The 16,759-nt window shown below is 51.1% G+C and carries 14 protein-coding genes and 2 tRNA genes; 13 read left to right on the forward strand and 3 right to left on the reverse strand.

The features are described 5' to 3' along the window. The first annotated feature begins 120 nt into the window (after nt 1-120). The gene (locus NST07_RS10255; RefSeq protein WP_342481482.1) at nt 121-3,114 is read left to right on the forward strand and encodes a carbohydrate binding domain-containing protein; all 2,994 of its coding nucleotides are present in this window, start codon (nt 121-123) and stop codon (nt 3,112-3,114) included. A gap of 128 nt (nt 3,115-3,242) precedes the next feature. Here the strand turns inward: NST07_RS10255 and NST07_RS10260 are convergent, their stop codons facing one another. Continuing rightward, nucleotides 3,243-4,265, reverse strand: a complete 1,023-nt coding sequence (locus tag NST07_RS10260; RefSeq protein WP_341091475.1) for a LacI family DNA-binding transcriptional regulator — start codon at nt 4,263-4,265, stop codon at nt 3,243-3,245. Between the two features lie 201 nt (nt 4,266-4,466). Here NST07_RS10260 and NST07_RS10265 point away from each other — a divergent pair, with 201 nt between their 5' ends. The 9 genes from NST07_RS10265 (at nt 4,467) to NST07_RS10305 (ending at nt 14,841) form a co-directional block, all read left to right on the forward strand. Further along, on the forward strand, nt 4,467-6,260 hold the full coding sequence (locus NST07_RS10265; RefSeq protein WP_341378024.1) for an ATP-binding protein: 1,794 nt from the start codon (nt 4,467-4,469) through the stop codon (nt 6,258-6,260). A 204-nt stretch (nt 6,261-6,464) separates the two neighbouring features. Continuing rightward, on the forward strand, nt 6,465-7,193 hold the full coding sequence (locus NST07_RS10270; RefSeq protein WP_038588964.1) for a response regulator transcription factor: 729 nt from the start codon (nt 6,465-6,467) through the stop codon (nt 7,191-7,193). Nucleotides 7,194-7,372: 179 nt separating this feature from the next. Further along, the gene (gene pstB, locus NST07_RS10275; RefSeq protein ID WP_038588967.1) at nt 7,373-8,128 is read left to right on the forward strand and encodes a phosphate ABC transporter ATP-binding protein PstB; all 756 of its coding nucleotides are present in this window, start codon (nt 7,373-7,375) and stop codon (nt 8,126-8,128) included. Between the two features lie 69 nt (nt 8,129-8,197). Beyond that, nucleotides 8,198-8,857, forward strand: coding sequence for a phosphate signaling complex protein PhoU (phoU, locus tag NST07_RS10280; protein WP_341091477.1), 660 nt, complete (start codon nt 8,198-8,200; stop codon nt 8,855-8,857). A 319-nt stretch (nt 8,858-9,176) separates the two neighbouring features. Beyond that, the gene (gene polA / locus NST07_RS10285; protein WP_341091478.1) at nt 9,177-11,840 is read left to right on the forward strand and encodes a DNA polymerase I; all 2,664 of its coding nucleotides are present in this window, start codon (nt 9,177-9,179) and stop codon (nt 11,838-11,840) included. Between the two features lie 51 nt (nt 11,841-11,891). Continuing rightward, nucleotides 11,892-12,731 carry a DNA-formamidopyrimidine glycosylase gene (gene mutM / locus NST07_RS10290; protein ID WP_342481483.1) on the forward strand — a complete coding sequence of 280 codons (840 nt, stop codon included), beginning with the start codon at nt 11,892-11,894 and terminating at the stop codon, nt 12,729-12,731. A gap of 188 nt (nt 12,732-12,919) precedes the next feature. Further along, complete coding sequence (locus NST07_RS10295; RefSeq protein ID WP_341091480.1) at nt 12,920-13,675, forward strand: manganese efflux pump; 756 nt, start codon at nt 12,920-12,922, stop codon at nt 13,673-13,675. A gap of 9 nt (nt 13,676-13,684) precedes the next feature. Continuing rightward, nucleotides 13,685-14,278 (forward strand): dephospho-CoA kinase, encoded by a 594-nt coding sequence (gene coaE, locus NST07_RS10300; RefSeq protein ID WP_342481484.1) that lies wholly within the window; start codon nt 13,685-13,687, stop codon nt 14,276-14,278. Continuing rightward, complete coding sequence (locus tag NST07_RS10305; protein WP_340899886.1) at nt 14,278-14,841, forward strand: lytic transglycosylase domain-containing protein; 564 nt, start codon at nt 14,278-14,280, stop codon at nt 14,839-14,841. The genes coaE and NST07_RS10305 overlap by 1 nt, the downstream gene beginning before the upstream one ends. 94 nt (nt 14,842-14,935) lie before the next feature. On the opposite strand, the gene NST07_RS10310 is transcribed toward NST07_RS10305, so the two are convergent. After that, entirely contained in the window at nt 14,936-15,154 is a 219-nt protein-coding gene (locus NST07_RS10310) for an alpha/beta-type small acid-soluble spore protein (RefSeq protein ID WP_038588982.1), read from the reverse strand. 162 nt (nt 15,155-15,316) lie between these two features. Between NST07_RS10310 and nrdR the strand changes: the two genes are divergently transcribed. The 3 genes from nrdR (at nt 15,317) to NST07_RS10325 (ending at nt 16,120) form a co-directional block, all read left to right on the forward strand. Further along, nucleotides 15,317-15,793 carry a transcriptional regulator NrdR gene (nrdR, locus tag NST07_RS10315; protein WP_038599232.1) on the forward strand — a complete coding sequence of 159 codons (477 nt, stop codon included), beginning with the start codon at nt 15,317-15,319 and terminating at the stop codon, nt 15,791-15,793. 168 nt (nt 15,794-15,961) lie between these two features. After that, nucleotides 15,962-16,037, forward strand: a tRNA-Ala gene (locus NST07_RS10320). A 10-nt stretch (nt 16,038-16,047) separates the two neighbouring features. After that, nucleotides 16,048-16,120: transfer RNA gene (locus tag NST07_RS10325), tRNA-Lys, on the forward strand. A gap of 183 nt (nt 16,121-16,303) precedes the next feature. On the opposite strand, the gene NST07_RS10330 is transcribed toward NST07_RS10325, so the two are convergent. Next, entirely contained in the window at nt 16,304-16,696 is a 393-nt protein-coding gene (locus NST07_RS10330) for a MerR family transcriptional regulator (protein ID WP_074107374.1), read from the reverse strand. Nucleotides 16,697-16,759 lie beyond the last annotated feature (63 nt).

Below are 16,759 nucleotides of genomic sequence, written 5' to 3' on the forward strand. Positions count from 1 at the left end.
ATGGTAATTTCTTCTAGGAGGAAACCGGTTTCCCAAACTGCATTGCAGTGAGGCAAGTGATGGAAATGCAATTACAGTCTAACACAGGTATGTAAACGCTTTTATGAGAGGGAGATGAGAATGAAACGTAAACCATGGCTTATTCCCGTTCTAATCACGTCCATTGTTCTTTCGATCACGATGAATTTATTTGTGGTCCCGCCGTCGAAGGTTGAAGCAGCAAGCATAGGCACCGTCACCGAGAATGATACGATTTATCAGATTATGGTTGACCGCTTTAATGATGGGGATACATCCAATAATGCCACCGGTGCAGCAATCCGTTACGGGGAGAACTCGGATGAAGATTTCCGATACATGAAGGGCGGCGACTGGCAGGGGGTTATCGACAAGCTTCCCTATATTCATAACATGGGATATACGGCAATCTGGATTTCTCCGGTCGCTGAACCACAAATGACGAACCGCGAGAACAACGGCACCGGGAAAAACACGGCCTACCATGGATACAACGTGAAAAACCCGAATGCTGCCAACCCGTATTTCGGGACTAAAGAAAAACTTAAGGAGCTGGTGGACAGTGCCCATGCTCTGGGAATAAAAGTGATTATTGATGTTGTGCCGAACCATATTGGGGACTACATGCTTGGCAGTCAGGCGTATTATGATATACCGGCATTGCAGCCGGCCGCCCCTTTTAATAATACATCCTGGTATCATCATAACGGGGATATCAACTGGTCGCTGGCCGACGGAAGATATGATCAGTGGGCTCAGGACTACCTGGAGAATCATGATCTCGGCGGGCTGGATGATATCGATTTCGATGTTCCGGCGGCCAAGCAGGCTGTGTTCAATTCTATCAAGGGCTGGTTTGATTATACCGGAGCGGATGGCGCCCGTGTCGATGCAGCCAAGCTGATAAAGCCTACGGACATTGGAGAGCTGGAGGATTTGCTTGGCGTCAATACCTTCGGCGAGAACTTTGACGGCAATGCCGAATTTGTCTCCCGCTGGGTAGGCAGCAGCAAGGAATGGGGGATGCTCGACTTCCCGTTATTTTTCTCCGTGCTGAACAGCTTCGCCTACGGTCAGTCTTTCGAGTCCAACATCAAAAGCACGCTGGCGCTCGATTCCCTTTACAATGGAAATGCCAACCATATGGTCACCTTTATAGATAATCATGACCGCAACCGTTTCCTGACGGAAGCCGGAGGAAACGTCGAGAAGCTGCAAAATGCATTGTCCTTTATTTTCACTGTTCGCGGAACCCCGGTGGTCTTCCAGGGCACAGAGCAGAATAAGGGCAACGGCAACGGCCAGATTATGACCGGGGGAATCGCCGATACCTGGAACCGCTGGTCGATGGTGAAGCGGGATGCAGGCGGCAATGTGATTCAGAACTATTTTAATGAAGACGCGAGTACCTTCAAGCATATCGCCAAGCTGAATGAAATCCGCAAAAATAACCCGGCCCTGCGCACCGGCACCCAGCGTGAAATGTGGTCTGCCCAGAACCTGTACGCGTTCTCGCGCCGCATTGACACCGGAGCCAATGTCGGCCAGGAGGTCATCTCTGTATTCAGCAATGCCTCGAACGGTTCGCAGACCATCACTATCCCGCTGCGCGCTGAAAGCACATTGACTGCTGGAACGGTTCTGCTGAACCAGTTCAATACGGCTGACAAAGTGACAGTGCAAGCGGGAGGAGTAACGGGCAAGCAAATCACAGTAACTGTGGGCGCAAATACAGCCAAAGTCTACTCCAAAACACAGCCTGTTTCAGAAAACGAACCTCCGTCTGTGCCAACCAATGTGACAGCGACTGTGCAAAATGCTTCCAGTGTACTGGTAAGCTGGACAGCGTCCACGGACAATGTTGGGGTAGCCGGATATGAGGTTTACCGCAATGGGGTCAAGGTTGGGACTACTACTACCCCTTCTTATACGGATAACGGGTTAGCGGGTAATACCAGCTATTCTTATACAATAAAAGCTTTTGATGCCGCATCCAACCTTTCGGGATTCAGCTTAGCCGCTCTTGTTGTTACACCTGCGGGGAACAATGTGACGATCTACTATAAGCAGGGCTATGCCACACCGTATATCCATTACCGTCCGGTCGGAGGGACCTGGACGACGGCACCTGGTGTAGCCATACCAGCAGCCGAGGTGGCAGGCTACAACAAAATAACGGTCAATATCGGCGCTGCCACCCAGCTTGAGGCTGTCTTCAACAACGGAAGCGGCACATGGGACAGCAACGGTGGCAGCAATTATTTCTTCGGCACCGGCACCTGGACCTATACGCCGACCGGAAATATCCAATCCGGCGGACCAGTGACGCCAACAGCAACACCAACAGGAACGCCAACAGCAACACCAACAGCCACACCAACAGCAACACCAACAGCCACACCAACAGCCACACCGACGGTGACGCCAACACCAACGCCGACTGCAACAGCAACAGCAACGCCAACAGCAACGGTGACACCAACAGCGACACCTGTGGGCAATACGGCAACGATCTATTACAAGAATGCAGCTTTCAGCAATTCCTATATCCATTACAAGCTGGACGGTTCAACGACCTGGACGACCACGCCAGGCGTGCAGATGGAGTCATCCTCCTATGCGGGTTATAAAGTACTAGAGGTTCCGCTGGGCAATGCGGCGGGTCTGACCGCTGCTTTTAATAATGGCAGCGGCACATGGGACAGCAACGGCGGCAACAATTATCACTTTGGTGCGGGTAGCTCGAGTCTGGTGAACGGCAGCCTGACGGCCGGAGAACCGCAGGCCGACAGCGTGACGTTCCGGGTCAGTGTTCCGGGTACTACGCCTGCAAGCGGACCGGTGTATCTGACCGGCTCCTTTAACAGCTGGAACGCAGCGGACCCTGCTTTCCAGCTGACCAAGGGAAGCGACGGCGTATATTCGATTACGCTCAGCCTGCCTGCAGGAACTGCTGTGCAGTATAAGCTGACCCGCGGAAGCTGGGCGGCCGTAGAAACCGCCTCAGGCGGTACGGACATCGCCAACCGGACACTGACACCGGCAGGCGGAGCGCAGACAGTCACGCTGACTGTGCAGCGCTGGAAGGATCAATAGCAGCCATTAAATTTGTGCCACACTAATCGGTTTCCAAATGGATGTTTATAAACAAGGAGCGGCTCCCCGGGAGGCCGCTCCTTGTTTTAAGTTCCGCAAACTTAAGCTCAGAACAGTTCATGGCTAAGCTAATTCCGGACAACATGTCTTAACGTGGATTCCCGGGCAATAAGCTCCGGCTCCAGCAGCAGCTGCCGTGATCCCGTATTTTTGCCCTGGATAAGATCCATCAGCCATTGGCCGGAGGTTACCCCAAGCTTGAAGGTATCTATATTCAATGAGGTCAGGGGAGGTGTAGTGTATCGGGAGAAAGGATATTCATCAAAAGCGGCCACACCGAGCTGTGCGGGGATTTCGATGTCCAGCTCGCGGGCGGCTCTTAGCACGCCGAAGGCAACATAATTGGTCATACATACGATGCAGTCGGGCCGGTCACTACCCTGCAGAAGCTGCATGGCGGCGCGGTAGCCTTCATACTCGTCGGCTTGCCCATTCACAATTAATCTTTCCGGGGCGGACCCGCCTGCCTGGTTCAAAGCCTTAAGATAGCCGTTTAAGCGGGAAGTGAAGATTCGCTCATGCGGCTCTCCGCCAATGAAAGCGGGCTGGGAGTAACCCTGCTCCAGCAGGTGGCGTGTCAGTATTCTGCCGCCGGCTTCATTATCGAAATCGACCCAGCTGGCCGGATCGTTGCTTTCGCCTATGGAGATGTAGGGAAATTCAAGCTGATCGAGCTGCGCGGACAGTTCTTCCGTCAGCACTGAATTGTTGGCGATAATTCCGTCGACGCGCTGATTGTAAACCAGTCTGTTCAGGAAATCTCCCTCTTCATCATTATGCTGCACATTGCAGAGAGTCAGCTCATATTTCAGCGGACCGATCACGCTCTCTATTCCACCTATAATGTTATAGAAGAATTGATTCAGAAATTCACTTCCTTTGGACATGTCAACCAGCAGCCCCACGGTATTACTGCTTTGTCTGGCAAGTCCGGTGGCGATACTGCTCGGGGTATAGTTCATTTGCTTCATAATTTCACGGACTCTGCGTTTGGTGTCCTGCGAAATTTTGGGAGAATCGTTCAGTACCTTGGAGACAGTGGACTTGGCAACATTGGCGGCTTTTGCAACATCCGAAATCGTTACTTTCATTAGATTTCCCTTTCGAATTTAACAGGTTTTGTAATGATAATACCATAAATCGGGTGGAGCCTTAATGTTTTACGTCTCTGCTGGCAGCACATGCTGTCCTATTTTTACACTGCGTTGATAATTGCCTGGAGAACTGGTGTTTTAGCGAAAATGGAGGTAGGATGTTCTCAATGACATAATGATAAGGAAGAGGATTTTTACATGAAACCGTTTCGTATCCGGCTTACCTTTATACTGATGACTATGATCGGGATTTCCATGATCGGTGCCGGACTTACCATGGCCCAATTGTTTAAGGATTCCCATATTGCGGCCCTGGAGGAAAACATGTCCCGGGAAATAAAACTGCTCTCCGGAACACTTCAGTTTACCGATATGAACAGCTCCGGCGCATTGAATTTCTATACGGACCAGGCCAAGCATATCTCTAAGCTGACCAATTCCCGGATCACCTTCATTACCAAGGACGGCAAGGTTATCGGCGATTCGGAGAAGGATCCGCTGCAAATGGATAATCACTCCACTCGCGAGGAGGAAGTGCTGGCCGCCAAGGAAGGAATCGGACGGGCGATCCGTTACAGTGATACACTCGACCGGCAAATGCTGTATGTAGCCGGAGCTGTGGTCTCTGATCAGGGGTTCGACGGTTATATCCGGCTCTCTATGGAGCTGAACGCTGTGACGGAAGGACTCAGCCGGGCTTGGCTGATTATGGCAGGGGGGCTGGTTCTGCTGTTTATTGCAGCAACCCTAGTGAGCTATAAGGTGGCTTCAAGTATGACCTCTCCGCTGGAGCAGATTACGCGAGTGGCCCGGCGTATTACCGACCTGGATTATGATGCCCGGGTGCCGATGAAGCGCAAGGATGAGATCGGTCAGCTTGCTACAGCAATCAATGCGATGGCTGACAGCCTGCAGACCCAGCTGAAGACGATCCGTGATAACGAGGATTTGCTGCAGAGCGTGCTGGATAATATGACCGGCGGCATTGTGATGATCAATGCGGAGGGCGAGATCGCGCTGCTGAACCGGGCATCGGAACATCTGCTGGATGTGAAGAACAGTGAAATGGCCGGTTATTCCTACAAGGAAATTAAGCATCATTATGAGCTTACCCGATTGATTGACGAGGGAGTTACCCGTAAGGAGGCGATCCACGAGGAGCGGAGCATTTATAACCCGGCTGAGCGGATCGTCCGGCTTGACGGTGTGCCGATGATGCAGGATGGCTCTTACCGGGGCATGCTGTTCCTGCTGCAGGAGGTGACGGAAATCCGCCGTCTGGAGAAGATGCGCAGTGAGTTCGTGGCCAACGTCTCACATGAGCTGAAGACACCTGTTGCTGCGGTAAAAGGGTTTGCCGAGACCCTGCTTGGAGGCGGCGTTACGGATGAGAAGACGGCACGTTCTTTCCTGCAGATTATTTATGATGAGAATGAACGGTTGAACCGGTTAATCGGAGATATTCTGGAATTGTCCAAAATCGAATCAAAGCGCGTGCAGCTCGAATGCTCTCCTGTCCATTTAATTGAATTTTTTGATTCCGTACTGGGGACGCTCAGCAAAGTGGCAGAGAAGAAAAAAATCAGCCTCAGTGCAAATGTGCCGAATGAGCTGTTCGTGGAGGGTGACGAAGACAAGCTGCGCCAGATCTTTATGAATCTGCTCTCCAATGCGATCAATTACACGCATGATGGGGGAAGTGTGAAAGTAACCGTCGTCAACGGCCATAAGGCAGACGGCACGGAAACGGTTGTCTTTACCGTCAGCGATACCGGCATGGGCATTCCCCGCAAGGATTTGCCGCGGATTTTTGAACGCTTTTACCGGGTGGATAAGGCAAGATCGAGAAGCTCCGGCGGAACCGGCCTCGGATTGTCAATCGTGAAGCATCTGGTGGAGCTGCATCGCGGTTCGATTACGGTGGAGAGTGATCTCGGCATCGGCAGCTCGTTTATTCTGGAATTGCCGTTACTGCAGGAGCAGGCAGAATAGGATAAGGCCCCGTTTACAGCTGGACACACTCCCGGAAGTGCGTTTTCAAATTTGCTAGTGAGCCCTTCAAGGTTTACTATGGAATTGAATTCTTTTTAATAATTCAGAAGTCTTTGAGATTTTACACCGAGTTAACATTCCGGTGATATGATGGGCTTGCGAACTGATTTGTAAATTTAAAAACATATGAAGACGGGGGAACCTATGGCACAACGATTGCTTGTCATTGAAGACGAACCGACGCTGGCACGGCTGCTGTCCTATAATTTGACGCAGGAAGGTTATGAAGTGACGGTGGAGGATCATGGAACGGCAGGATATGACCGTGCGACTAGAGAACCTTTTGACCTGATCGTACTGGACCTCATGCTTCCGGGAATGAACGGGATTGATATTCTTGATAAACTGCGCGGACAAGGCATCCGTACGCCTGTTATCGTGCTGACTGCCAAAAATGCCGAAGAGGATGTAGTCCGCGGCCTGAAATCCGGTGCTGATGATTATATAACCAAACCTTTTGGTGTATCGGAATTGCTTGCCCGGGTCAGCGCAGTACTCCGGCGGATCTCCGGACTTGCCGAAGAAGTCCAGCCGGAAGCTGTTGTATCGGCATCGACGATTATTCTGGGACAGCTGGAGATTTACCCTGAACGGTATGAGGTTTCTCTGGGCGGAGTCAGTATTAATCTGCGGCCGAAGGAATTTGAAGTGCTGCTGTATCTAGCTCGCAAGCCGGGTGTGGTACTGACGCGCGACGATTTGATGAATGCCGTATGGGGCTTTGATTATATCGGCGGACAGCGGACGGTGGATGTCCACGTCAGCTCACTGCGCAAGAAACTGGAGCTTGATCCGGAATCGGTCCATATTGATTCGATTCGCGGTGTAGGTTACAAACTGGTAGTTAGCAAGAAAAGAGCGCCTGTCATTTGAAATGACGGTGTTCTTTTTTTAAAATACACAAAGAATTGAAATAATAAGCTCATCGGCATTTCGTGAACACGGGACGATCGCCACCGATTTTACACTGCGTTAACAATTCTCTTCAACTGTATTTACACTGAAAGCTTATCATGGGGAACGAAGATGATGAGAAGGAGACGCAAAAACTAATGAAATCCATCATTGACATAGAGAAACTTGATCTCTACTATGAGTCTTTTCATGCACTGAAGGCTGTGGATCTGCAGATTCCGGAGAAACAGGTGACAGCTTTTATCGGTCCCTCCGGCTGTGGTAAATCTACACTACTGCGCACACTAAACCGTATGAACGACATGATTCCCGGAACACGTATTGAAGGTAAAGTGAACATCAGCGGCAAAAATATTTACAGCGACGAGGTTGAGGTGGAGAGCCTGCGAAAGCAGGTCGGCATGGTATTCCAGCAGCCTAATCCATTTCCCAAGTCGATCTACGACAATGTGGCCTACGGCCCCCGTCTCCATGGTGTCCGCGCCAAAGCGGAGCTGGACGAACTCGTAGAACAAAGTCTGCGGCAATCCGCGCTTTGGGAGGAAGTTAAGGATTTTCTGAAGAAATCTGCACTTAGCCTGTCCGGTGGACAGCAGCAGCGTCTTTGCATTGCCAGAGCGCTTGCGGTACAACCGGATATTCTGCTGATGGATGAGGCAACCTCCGCGCTTGACCCGGTATCCACACTGAAGATTGAGGAACTGGTGCAGGAGCTGCGCGATAAGTACACCATTGTTATGGTCACACATAATATGCATCAGGCGGCCCGGGTTTCGGGCAAAACCGTGTTTTTCCTGAATGGTGTAATTGTAGAAGCTGCAGATACGGAACTGTTGTTCTCCAATCCAAAGGACTCCCGCACAGAAGACTATATATCCGGCCGCTTCGGCTAATCCCCCGCAGGGACCCGTTTCTTGGAACTGACTAGCAGACCATACGTTTTGAGGAGGAACGCTTTTATTATGATTCGCAGAAAAGAATTCGATAAAGATCTGGAAGAGCTGCGCAGTCTGCTGCAGCAGATGGGCGAGCATGTAACGGATGCTCTGGAAGGTGCAATTGTAGCTTTGCAGACTCTTGACATCGTACGTGCACAAGAAATCGTCAAAGCCGATTTACGGCTGAATGCCATGGAAGACAGAATAATGGAAATCGGTTCGCGGCTGATTATCACCCAGCAGCCCGTAGCCAAGGACCTGCGCCGAATTATTGTTGCGTTCAAAATATCCAGCGATCTGGAGCGTATGGGCGATTTGGCACTGGATGTAGCGAAGGTTACGCTGCGCATTCAGGGCCAGCAATTGATCAAACCGCTGGTGGATATCCCGCGGATGGCTGAAATTGTGGCCGTCATGATCGACGAGGCGATTCAATCCTATCTGGATGAGAACACCGATCTGGCATACAAGATGGCTCAGGATGATGACCAGGTCGATCATTTGTACAGCGCAACGATTAATGAGCTGTACACTTATATGGTCGAAAAGCCGGAATCGCTGAATCAGGCGATGCTGTTGACGCTGGTTGGACGCTATATCGAGCGGATTGCCGATCACGCCACCAACATCGGCGAAAGCGTGGTATATCTCGTAACAGGCAAGCGCCCGGATCTGAATCAATAACGATGGCACGATATATCCGGTGCTGGCTGACCTTGTACATCAGCCCCGGATGAAATTCGCGTGTACCTACTAAGCAGCAAGCTCCTGTACTGGAGGCTTGCTGCTTTTTTTCATTTTTATTTAGAAGCTAAGCGGTTTTAGCAAGGGGAAGAATGGAAATCCTACATTAAATACATTAATACGGCGCTTCCGCTAATTAGCGGGCAGGAACTTGCTTTACTGTTAGAATCCGCAGTTCATTTCAGATGTCCTGGTTCTTTTTTGAGCGGGGCATATGTTACTATGTAGGGAGTAAGCAAGATAAAGGCGAGGTGCTATAGTGGACAAGTTGATACTAATCGATGGAAATAACATCATTTATCGCGCATTTTTCGCCATGCCGCCGCTGACGAATACGGCGGGGCAGCAGACAAATGCGGTATACGGATTTACGACGATGCTGCTGCGTCTAATAGAGGAGCATAAGCCTAGTCATCTGATCGTTGCATTCGATGCCGGGAAGATTACATTCCGGCATGAAGGGTATGAAGATTATAAGGGCGGCCGTCAAAAGACACCGCCGGAGCTCTCCGAGCAGTTTCCGATGCTGAAGGACCTGCTGCGTGATATGGGGGTGCCGCAGTTTGAGATTTCCGGTTACGAAGCTGACGATATTATCGGCAGCATCTCGCGTGAGGCTGATGAAGCCGGACGCCAGGTAATGATCGTGTCCGGGGACAAGGACATGCTGCAGCTGGCCTCGGAGTATACGACGGTGGCACTGGTCCGTAAGGGAGTTACAGAAGTCGAGCTGTACGGACCGCAGCAAATCCGCGAGAAATACGATCTGACGCCGGAGCAGATCATTGACCTTAAGGGGCTGATGGGCGATGCCAGTGATAACATCCCCGGAGTGCCTGGCGTAGGCGAGAAGACTGCACTTAAGCTGCTGCACCAGTTCGGTTCGGTCGAAGGTGTGTTGGCCGGAACCGGCGAGCTGAAGGGCAAGATGAAAGAGAAGCTGGAGGAACATGCGGACAGTGCCGTGATGAGCAAGAAGCTGGCGACGATTTACCGCGAGGTTCCGCTGGAGCATGCCTGGGAGGATATGGAGTTCGCCGGAATTAAAGGGGATACTGCCGGCCCGGCACTCGCCAAGCTGGAATTCAAATCCCTGCTTGAGCGTCTGTCGCTGAGCGCTTATTCGTCCAGCAGTGATGGAGCTGTAGAAGCGGTTGAAGCTGCCGTCCTGGATATTACCATCGTCGGTGAAAGTGAACTGGAGGACTTGATCTCCGCTCTCCCGGGTATTTCCGCGCTGCATGTGGAATCAAACGGTGAGAACCCGCACCGTGCAGAAGTGATTGGCCTTGGGTTGTCTTCGCCGGAGCGGCATTACTTCGTGCCGTTTGCACTGCTGCAGAGCCATGCCGCAGCTCCGCTGCGGGCCTGGCTGGGAGACAGCAAGGCACCGAAGAGCGGTTACGATCTGCACCGCGCCGATCTGGCGCTGCATTGGCAGGGGATTCCTTTTGCAGGAGCAGCCAATGATGTGCAGCTTGCTGCTTATCTGCTGGACCCGACAGAAGCGAATCAGAACTTGAATGATCTTACCGCCAAATACGGCCTGCCCCGCTTATCACCAGATGAAGAGGTGTTCGGCAAAGGCGCCAAATATAAAATACCGGAGCTTGAAATCCTCGGCAATCATGTGGCGCGCAAAAGCGCTACCGTGCTTGGTATCGTCGAGAAGCAGCAGCAGGAGCTGACCGAGACAGCAATGACCGGACTGTTCGAAGATCTCGAGATGCCGCTGTCGCGCATTCTTGCCGATATGGAAAAACAGGGAATTGCCGTCAATAAAGAAGATCTTAAAGAGCTGGGGAAAGAATTCGAAGCCCAGATTTCCAAGCTGGTTGCTGAAATCTACGAGATATGCGGAACCGAGTTCAACCTCAATTCGCCTAAGCAGCTCGGGGAAATTCTGTTTGTGAAGCTGGGCCTGCCTGTCGTCAAGAAGACCAAAACAGGATATTCCACCGATGCCGAGGTGCTGGAGAAACTGGCCCCATATCATGATGTGGTGCGTCTGATCCTGCAATACCGCTCGATCGCCAAGCTCCAGTCCACCTATGTTGAGGGGCTGCTCAAGGAAGTCTCCGAGGTGACCGGCAAGGTGCATACCTTTTACCGGCAGACCATTGCCGCAACTGGAAGGCTTAGCAGCCAATTTCCGAACCTGCAGAACATTCCGATCCGGCTGGAGGAAGGCCGCAAGATCCGCAAGGTCTTTGTACCGTCCGAACCGGGCTGGTCCATTCTGGCGGCAGATTACTCGCAGATCGAACTCCGCGTGCTGGCACATATTTCCGGTGACGAGCGGATGAAGGAAGCTTTTCTGCATGATATGGATATTCACACCAAGACAGCGATGGATGTGTTCGGAGTCACGGCCGACCAGGTCGACAGCAACATGCGCCGGTCCGCCAAGGCGGTTAACTTCGGCATTGTGTACGGCATCAGTGACTACGGACTGTCGCAGAACCTGGGGATTTCCCGCAAGGAAGCATCACATTTTATTGAGCAGTACTTTGAAGTATATGAGGGTGTACGCCGCTACATGGACGATATCGTGCTTGATGCCCGCAAGCAGGGTTATGTAACCACGCTGCTGGAACGCCGCCGCTATCTGCCGGAGATCAATGCGAAGAACTTTAATCTGCGCTCCTTTGCCGAACGTACGGCGATGAATACCCCAATTCAAGGGACGGCTGCGGACATTATCAAGCTGGCCATGGTCCATATGGATAAGGCGCTGTATGAGCGCGGGCTGAAGAGCCGCATGCTGCTGCAGGTGCACGATGAACTTGTCTTCGAGGTGCCGGAAGATGAGCTTGAGCTGATGAAGGAACTGCTGCCCGAGGTTATGGCCGGCGCGCTCACGCTCTCTGTGCCGCTGAAGGCAGAGGTAAGTTATGGAAGTAACTGGTATGAGGCGAAATAGACTCCCCGCAGCCCCGGCAATTCCGGTATAATGGAGGAGAGGTGAGCTATTATGCCGGAATTGCCGGAAGTAGAAACAGTCAAGAGAACACTTAATGAATTAATTAAAGGCAAGCAGATACAGAATGTCACCGTCCGGTTGCCGCGGATTATCCAGCGTCCGGACGATACTCAGGCTTTTGCCCATATGCTGGCAGGCCATAGCGTGGTTCATGTGGAGCGCAGAGGCAAGTTTCTGCGTTTTGTATTTGACGGTTTGGTAATGGTCTCCCATCTGCGGATGGAGGGCCGGTACGGTCTTTTCCAGGGTGATGAGCCGCTGGACAAGCATACACATGTCATCTTCCATTTCACCGACGGCACCGAGCTGCGTTACACGGATGTGCGTCAATTTGGTACCATGCATTTGTTCCAGCCGGGTGAGGATCTTCTCCTTAAGCCGCTGAGTAAGCTGGGGCAGGAGCCGCTTGATCCTTCCTTTACAGTGGAGAGGTTCAAGGAAATTGTCTCCGGCAGAAACACCAAAATCAAGCCGCTGCTGCTGAATCAGGAATATGTGGTCGGCATCGGTAATATTTATGTAGATGAGGCGCTGCACCGCGCCGGAATTCACCCTGAGGTGAGCGCGAAGGCGCTTACGGAAGAGCAGTTGAACAAGCTGCATCATGCGATTGTGGCAACGCTGACTGAGGCGGTGAATGCCGGAGGCTCCTCTGTGAAGTCGTATGTCAACGGCCAGGGAGAAAGCGGCAACTACCAGCAGCAATTGCTCATTTACGGACGTAAGGACCAGCCCTGCGCGACCTGCGGCACTCTTATCGAGAAGAGTGTTGTAGGCGGCCGGGGCACTCATATTTGCCCAAGCTGCCAGCCTTTTGGCTGCGGCAGTTAAGTAGGGCATTGCACTAGAGCAAGAGATGATTTACAGGCATTATACACCTCTGCTGTTCATGCTGCTGCAAAACTAAGGCACCGACAGTCTGTCCCGCCCATATACTGTGTGAAGAATGCTCAATAAAGCGAACGGAGCCCGCGGAACGTTCCGCACGGGCTGCCGGTTCTTCACGGGAGGGATTGCGGGTGCTCAGCCCCTTGTTTTCATTGCTGCTGCTGGCTTTTGCCCTGAGCTTGGACGGTTTTGGTGTAGGCATTACATATGGACTCCGCAAAATGAAAATACCGCTGCTCTCCATTATGATTATCTCGCTCTGCTCGGGGGTAGTCATTTGTGTCTCTATGCAGGTCGGTGTGCTGCTGGCGAAGGTGATTTCACCGCAGGCCGCTTCAAGCATCGGCGCAATTATTCTGGTCCTGATGGGCTGCTGGTCCCTCGTCCAGATGTTGATCCAGAAGGAGAAGGAGCACAATCCGCGAGGGCGGGAGACAGGAGCGGTACTGCTGCCGGGTGTGGCTTCCATGGGGAAGGCTGCAACTGCTGACCTTGCAGATACGACTGCGGATTGTGTGAGTGAGATCGAAAAAGATGCGCAGAAGTTGGCAGTCTTTTCACTGGAGCTCCGCCATCTCGGGGTGGTCATCCAGATTCTCCGTACGCCGTCTTCGGCCGATATGGACGCCTCCGGGAGCATTTCCTCCATGGAAGCGATGCTGCTCGGAATAGCACTGTCGCTGGATGCTTTCGGAGCAGGTCTCGGGGCTGCACTGCTGGGATTCAGTCCGGTATCCACCTCGCTTATGATCGCCCTGTTCAGCGGAACCTTTCTGCTGCTGGGCATGAGAACAGGCCTTAAGCTGTCTGGTCGTTACTGGATGAAGCATGCTGCTGTACTGCCTGCGTTAATGTTAATTGCAATGGGAATAATGAAGCTATTATGAGGTGAGTACATGATTATGGGCTTAACCGGAGGCATTGCTTCCGGAAAAAGCACCGTGTCCGCACTGTTTGTGGAAAAGGGAGCAAGACTCGTGGACGCTGATGCCATCGCCAGAGAAGTCATGCTCCCGGGACATCCGGTGCTGGCTGCAGCTGTGCTGCATTTTGGGGAAGGAATCTTGCTGCCGGATGGAACACTGAACCGCACCAAGCTGGGGGAGATCGTTTTTCATGATCCGGAAGCCCTGCAGGTACTGAATCAGTTGACGCATCCGGCGATTCGCCAGGAAATCAAAAAACGTATGAACACAATGGAACAAGAAGACCCGCAGCGATTGACTATTGTAGATATCCCTCTGCTGTATGAATCGGAGCTGGACAACCTTTTCGGGCAAATTGTGGTCGTCTATGTTCCCCGGGAGGTCCAGTTGGACCGGCTGATGGAGCGCAACGGGCTGTCTCTGGAGCAGGCCCAAGGAAGACTGGATGCCCAGTTGGATATTGAACTGAAGCGCCGCAGAGCGGACTACATCATCGACAACAGCGGTACTCTTGCCCAGACTGAGCAGCAGGTTGCCGTATTGTGGGACAGGCTGGGCCTATGATGAAATGGCTGCGTAAAAAAAGAGTGCTGCTCCTGTTATTCGTTGGATTCACTGCAATCCTGTTCTTGAGTACCAACTGGATGTCCTGGTTTTATCCGATTTATTATAAAGCAGAAATTCGTGAGCACAGTATTACCTACGATATGGACCCGTTCCTTGTGGCAGCCATCATCCGGGTGGAAACGAACTATAAGACCGGCCGGGAGTCCAAAAAAGGCGCATTGGGACTCATGCAGCTGATGCCGGATACGGCGAAGTGGGCACTTGAAAAGGCCAAGCTTCCGGATGTCTCGCTGCAACAATTGAAGAGGGAGCCATCGGCCAACATTGAGCTTGGAACCTGGTATTTGTCATCACTTTCCCGCCAGTTTGATGGCAACCGTACCGCTGTGATCGCAGCCTATAACGCAGGCCCCGGGAAAGTGAAGAGCTGGCTGGAAAAAGGCAATTGGGACGGTACAGCGGCTTCCGTGAAGGATATCCCGTTTGGCGAGACCCGGCATTATGTGCAGCGAGTCATTTATTACTACGACCAGTACACGGAGATTTACAGCGAGTTCTAAGGGAGAAGACTGAGACTGTATTTGTACGAAAAAGAAGCATTAAACAGCCTTGAGGGCCGTTTAATACTTCTTTAGGCAAGCTTATGGGGACAGGTTATTTGTATTGACCTGCCAGTGATTGCTCAGCCAGGGTTACAAGACGTTTAGTGATGTAACCACCGATCGAACCGTTTTCGTAAGAAGTTTTATTGCCTTGGTATCCATCTGGGGAGAGCGTGATACCTAGTTCTTGGGCAACTTCATATTTCAGTTGTTCCAAGGCACCGCGTGAATTTGGAGCTACCAGGTTATTGGAGCTGTTGTTTTGGCTCATTGCTGTTCACCTCCTATCGGTTGGTAACAGTATTATGTGCTGGACATGGCATATTCATAACAACAAATAAACGGTGTTTTCTGGAAAAAAGAGCTACTGGTAGCCGGCGTATTGCCGGACCGGAAAGCGACCATTAATACAAAAGGAAGTGACTTGAGGCTTATGAAATGCCCTTACTGCGATCACACGAATACGAAAGTGCTTGACTCGCGTCCGGCCAACGAGAATAAGTCCATCCGGCGCAGGCGGGAATGTGAGCGCTGCAGCAAGCGGTTTACAACCTTTGAGATGATTGAAGAAACTCCGCTGATCGTGATCAAAAAAGACGGCAGCCGCGAAGAATTCAGCCGCGACAAAATCCTGCGCGGCCTTATCCGTGCCTGCGAGAAACGTCCCGTCTCCGTAGAGCGTCTGGAGTCTATTGTCTCCGAGGTGGAGAAGTCATTGCGTGGCATCGCCTTAGCCGAAGTGGAGAGCCGCCAGATTGGCGAGCTGGTCATGGAGCAGCTCTACCCTGTCGATGAGGTCGCTTACGTCCGCTTCGCCTCCGTGTACCGCCAGTTCAAGGATATCAACATGTTTATGAAGGAACTGAAGGGACTGCTCTCTAAAAACACCGAGGAGTTTGAGGGGTTGTAGAAGCAATTTGCACCCCCAAAAACTTTTTTTGAAAAAGTGTTGACACCGAAGGCGATTTTTTATATTATATAGAAGTCGCCTACGGAACTTAAACATGACGAAGCGATGGGAGCTAACAGCTCACTCCGGATTTTAGAATACATAGTTGTAGTTCTAAATCAGCCACATGGGGCCATAGCTCAGCTGGGAGAGCGCATCGCTGGCAGCGATGAGGTCAGGGGTTCGATCCCCCTTGGCTCCACCAAATTTCATATGGACTCTTAGCTCAGTTGGTAGAGCAGTAGACTCTTAATCTATTTGTCCAGGGTTCGAGCCCCTGAGAGTCCATCCTAAAGAAACGGCAGAAATGCCGTTTCTTTGCTGTTTCGGGAAGCGGGAGGATGAAGCAGAAGCGGGGAACACAGATCTGTTTAAAACCACTGGTTCATTTCTTCTTAGAATTTCACAAAACGTTTGTTTAATGAACAGTTGGGACAATCCATTTTTCATACCACTTGTGTCTTTCAACTTTCATATGTGAGGATTCCAAATTATATTTTCTTCACCCTCTTTAATAGCTTGTTGATAATAATTAACTTTTTTTCGTAGCAACATAATTTGTTGTGTGACTTCTTGAAGGTAATCTTCTGCCAATAATTGTTGATCTCTTATGATGTTATAGCGTTCTTCCACGGTATCTGAACCCTGTTCGCATAAATCGATGTATTGTTTGATATTCTCAAGCGACATACCTGTCATGCGCAGTGCTTTGACGATTTCAACATATTCCACGTCCTTTGAGGAAAAAAGACGTACATTCTGATGATTTCTGATTATATTTGGAAATAGCTCTTTTTTAGCATAGAACCTTACAGTATGGGGAGATAACCCTGTGAAATTTGCTACCTCATTAATGGTGTACATGATATGCTTCCTTTCTCTTGACTGAGAGTAACTCTCAGGTTGTATATTTATCATAACTTATAA

Source organism: Paenibacillus sp. FSL L8-0340 (genome assembly GCF_038593145.1).
Classification (GTDB): Bacteria; Bacillota; Bacilli; order Paenibacillales; family Paenibacillaceae; genus Paenibacillus_AQ.

Excerpts from the sequence above, each read along its gene's own strand:
- NST07_RS10255 (WP_342481482.1), top strand. The coding sequence starts at position 121 with ATGAAACGTAAACCATGGCTTATTCCCGTTCTAATCACGTCCATTGTT.
- NST07_RS10260 (WP_341091475.1), bottom strand. The coding sequence starts at position 4,265 with ATGAAAGTAACGATTTCGGATGTTGCAAAAGCCGCCAATGTTGCCAAG.
- NST07_RS10265 (WP_341378024.1), top strand. The coding sequence starts at position 4,467 with ATGAAACCGTTTCGTATCCGGCTTACCTTTATACTGATGACTATGATC.
- NST07_RS10270 (WP_038588964.1), top strand. The coding sequence starts at position 6,465 with ATGGCACAACGATTGCTTGTCATTGAAGACGAACCGACGCTGGCACGG.
- pstB (WP_038588967.1), top strand. The coding sequence starts at position 7,373 with ATGAAATCCATCATTGACATAGAGAAACTTGATCTCTACTATGAGTCT.
- phoU (WP_341091477.1), top strand. The coding sequence starts at position 8,198 with ATGATTCGCAGAAAAGAATTCGATAAAGATCTGGAAGAGCTGCGCAGT.
- mutM (WP_342481483.1), top strand. The coding sequence starts at position 11,892 with ATGCCGGAATTGCCGGAAGTAGAAACAGTCAAGAGAACACTTAATGAA.
- coaE (WP_342481484.1), top strand. The coding sequence starts at position 13,685 with ATGATTATGGGCTTAACCGGAGGCATTGCTTCCGGAAAAAGCACCGTG.
- NST07_RS10305 (WP_340899886.1), top strand. The coding sequence starts at position 14,278 with ATGAAATGGCTGCGTAAAAAAAGAGTGCTGCTCCTGTTATTCGTTGGA.
- NST07_RS10310 (WP_038588982.1), bottom strand. The coding sequence starts at position 15,154 with ATGAGCCAAAACAACAGCTCCAATAACCTGGTAGCTCCAAATTCACGC.
- nrdR (WP_038599232.1), top strand. The coding sequence starts at position 15,317 with ATGAAATGCCCTTACTGCGATCACACGAATACGAAAGTGCTTGACTCG.
- NST07_RS10330 (WP_074107374.1), bottom strand. The coding sequence starts at position 16,696 with ATGTACACCATTAATGAGGTAGCAAATTTCACAGGGTTATCTCCCCAT.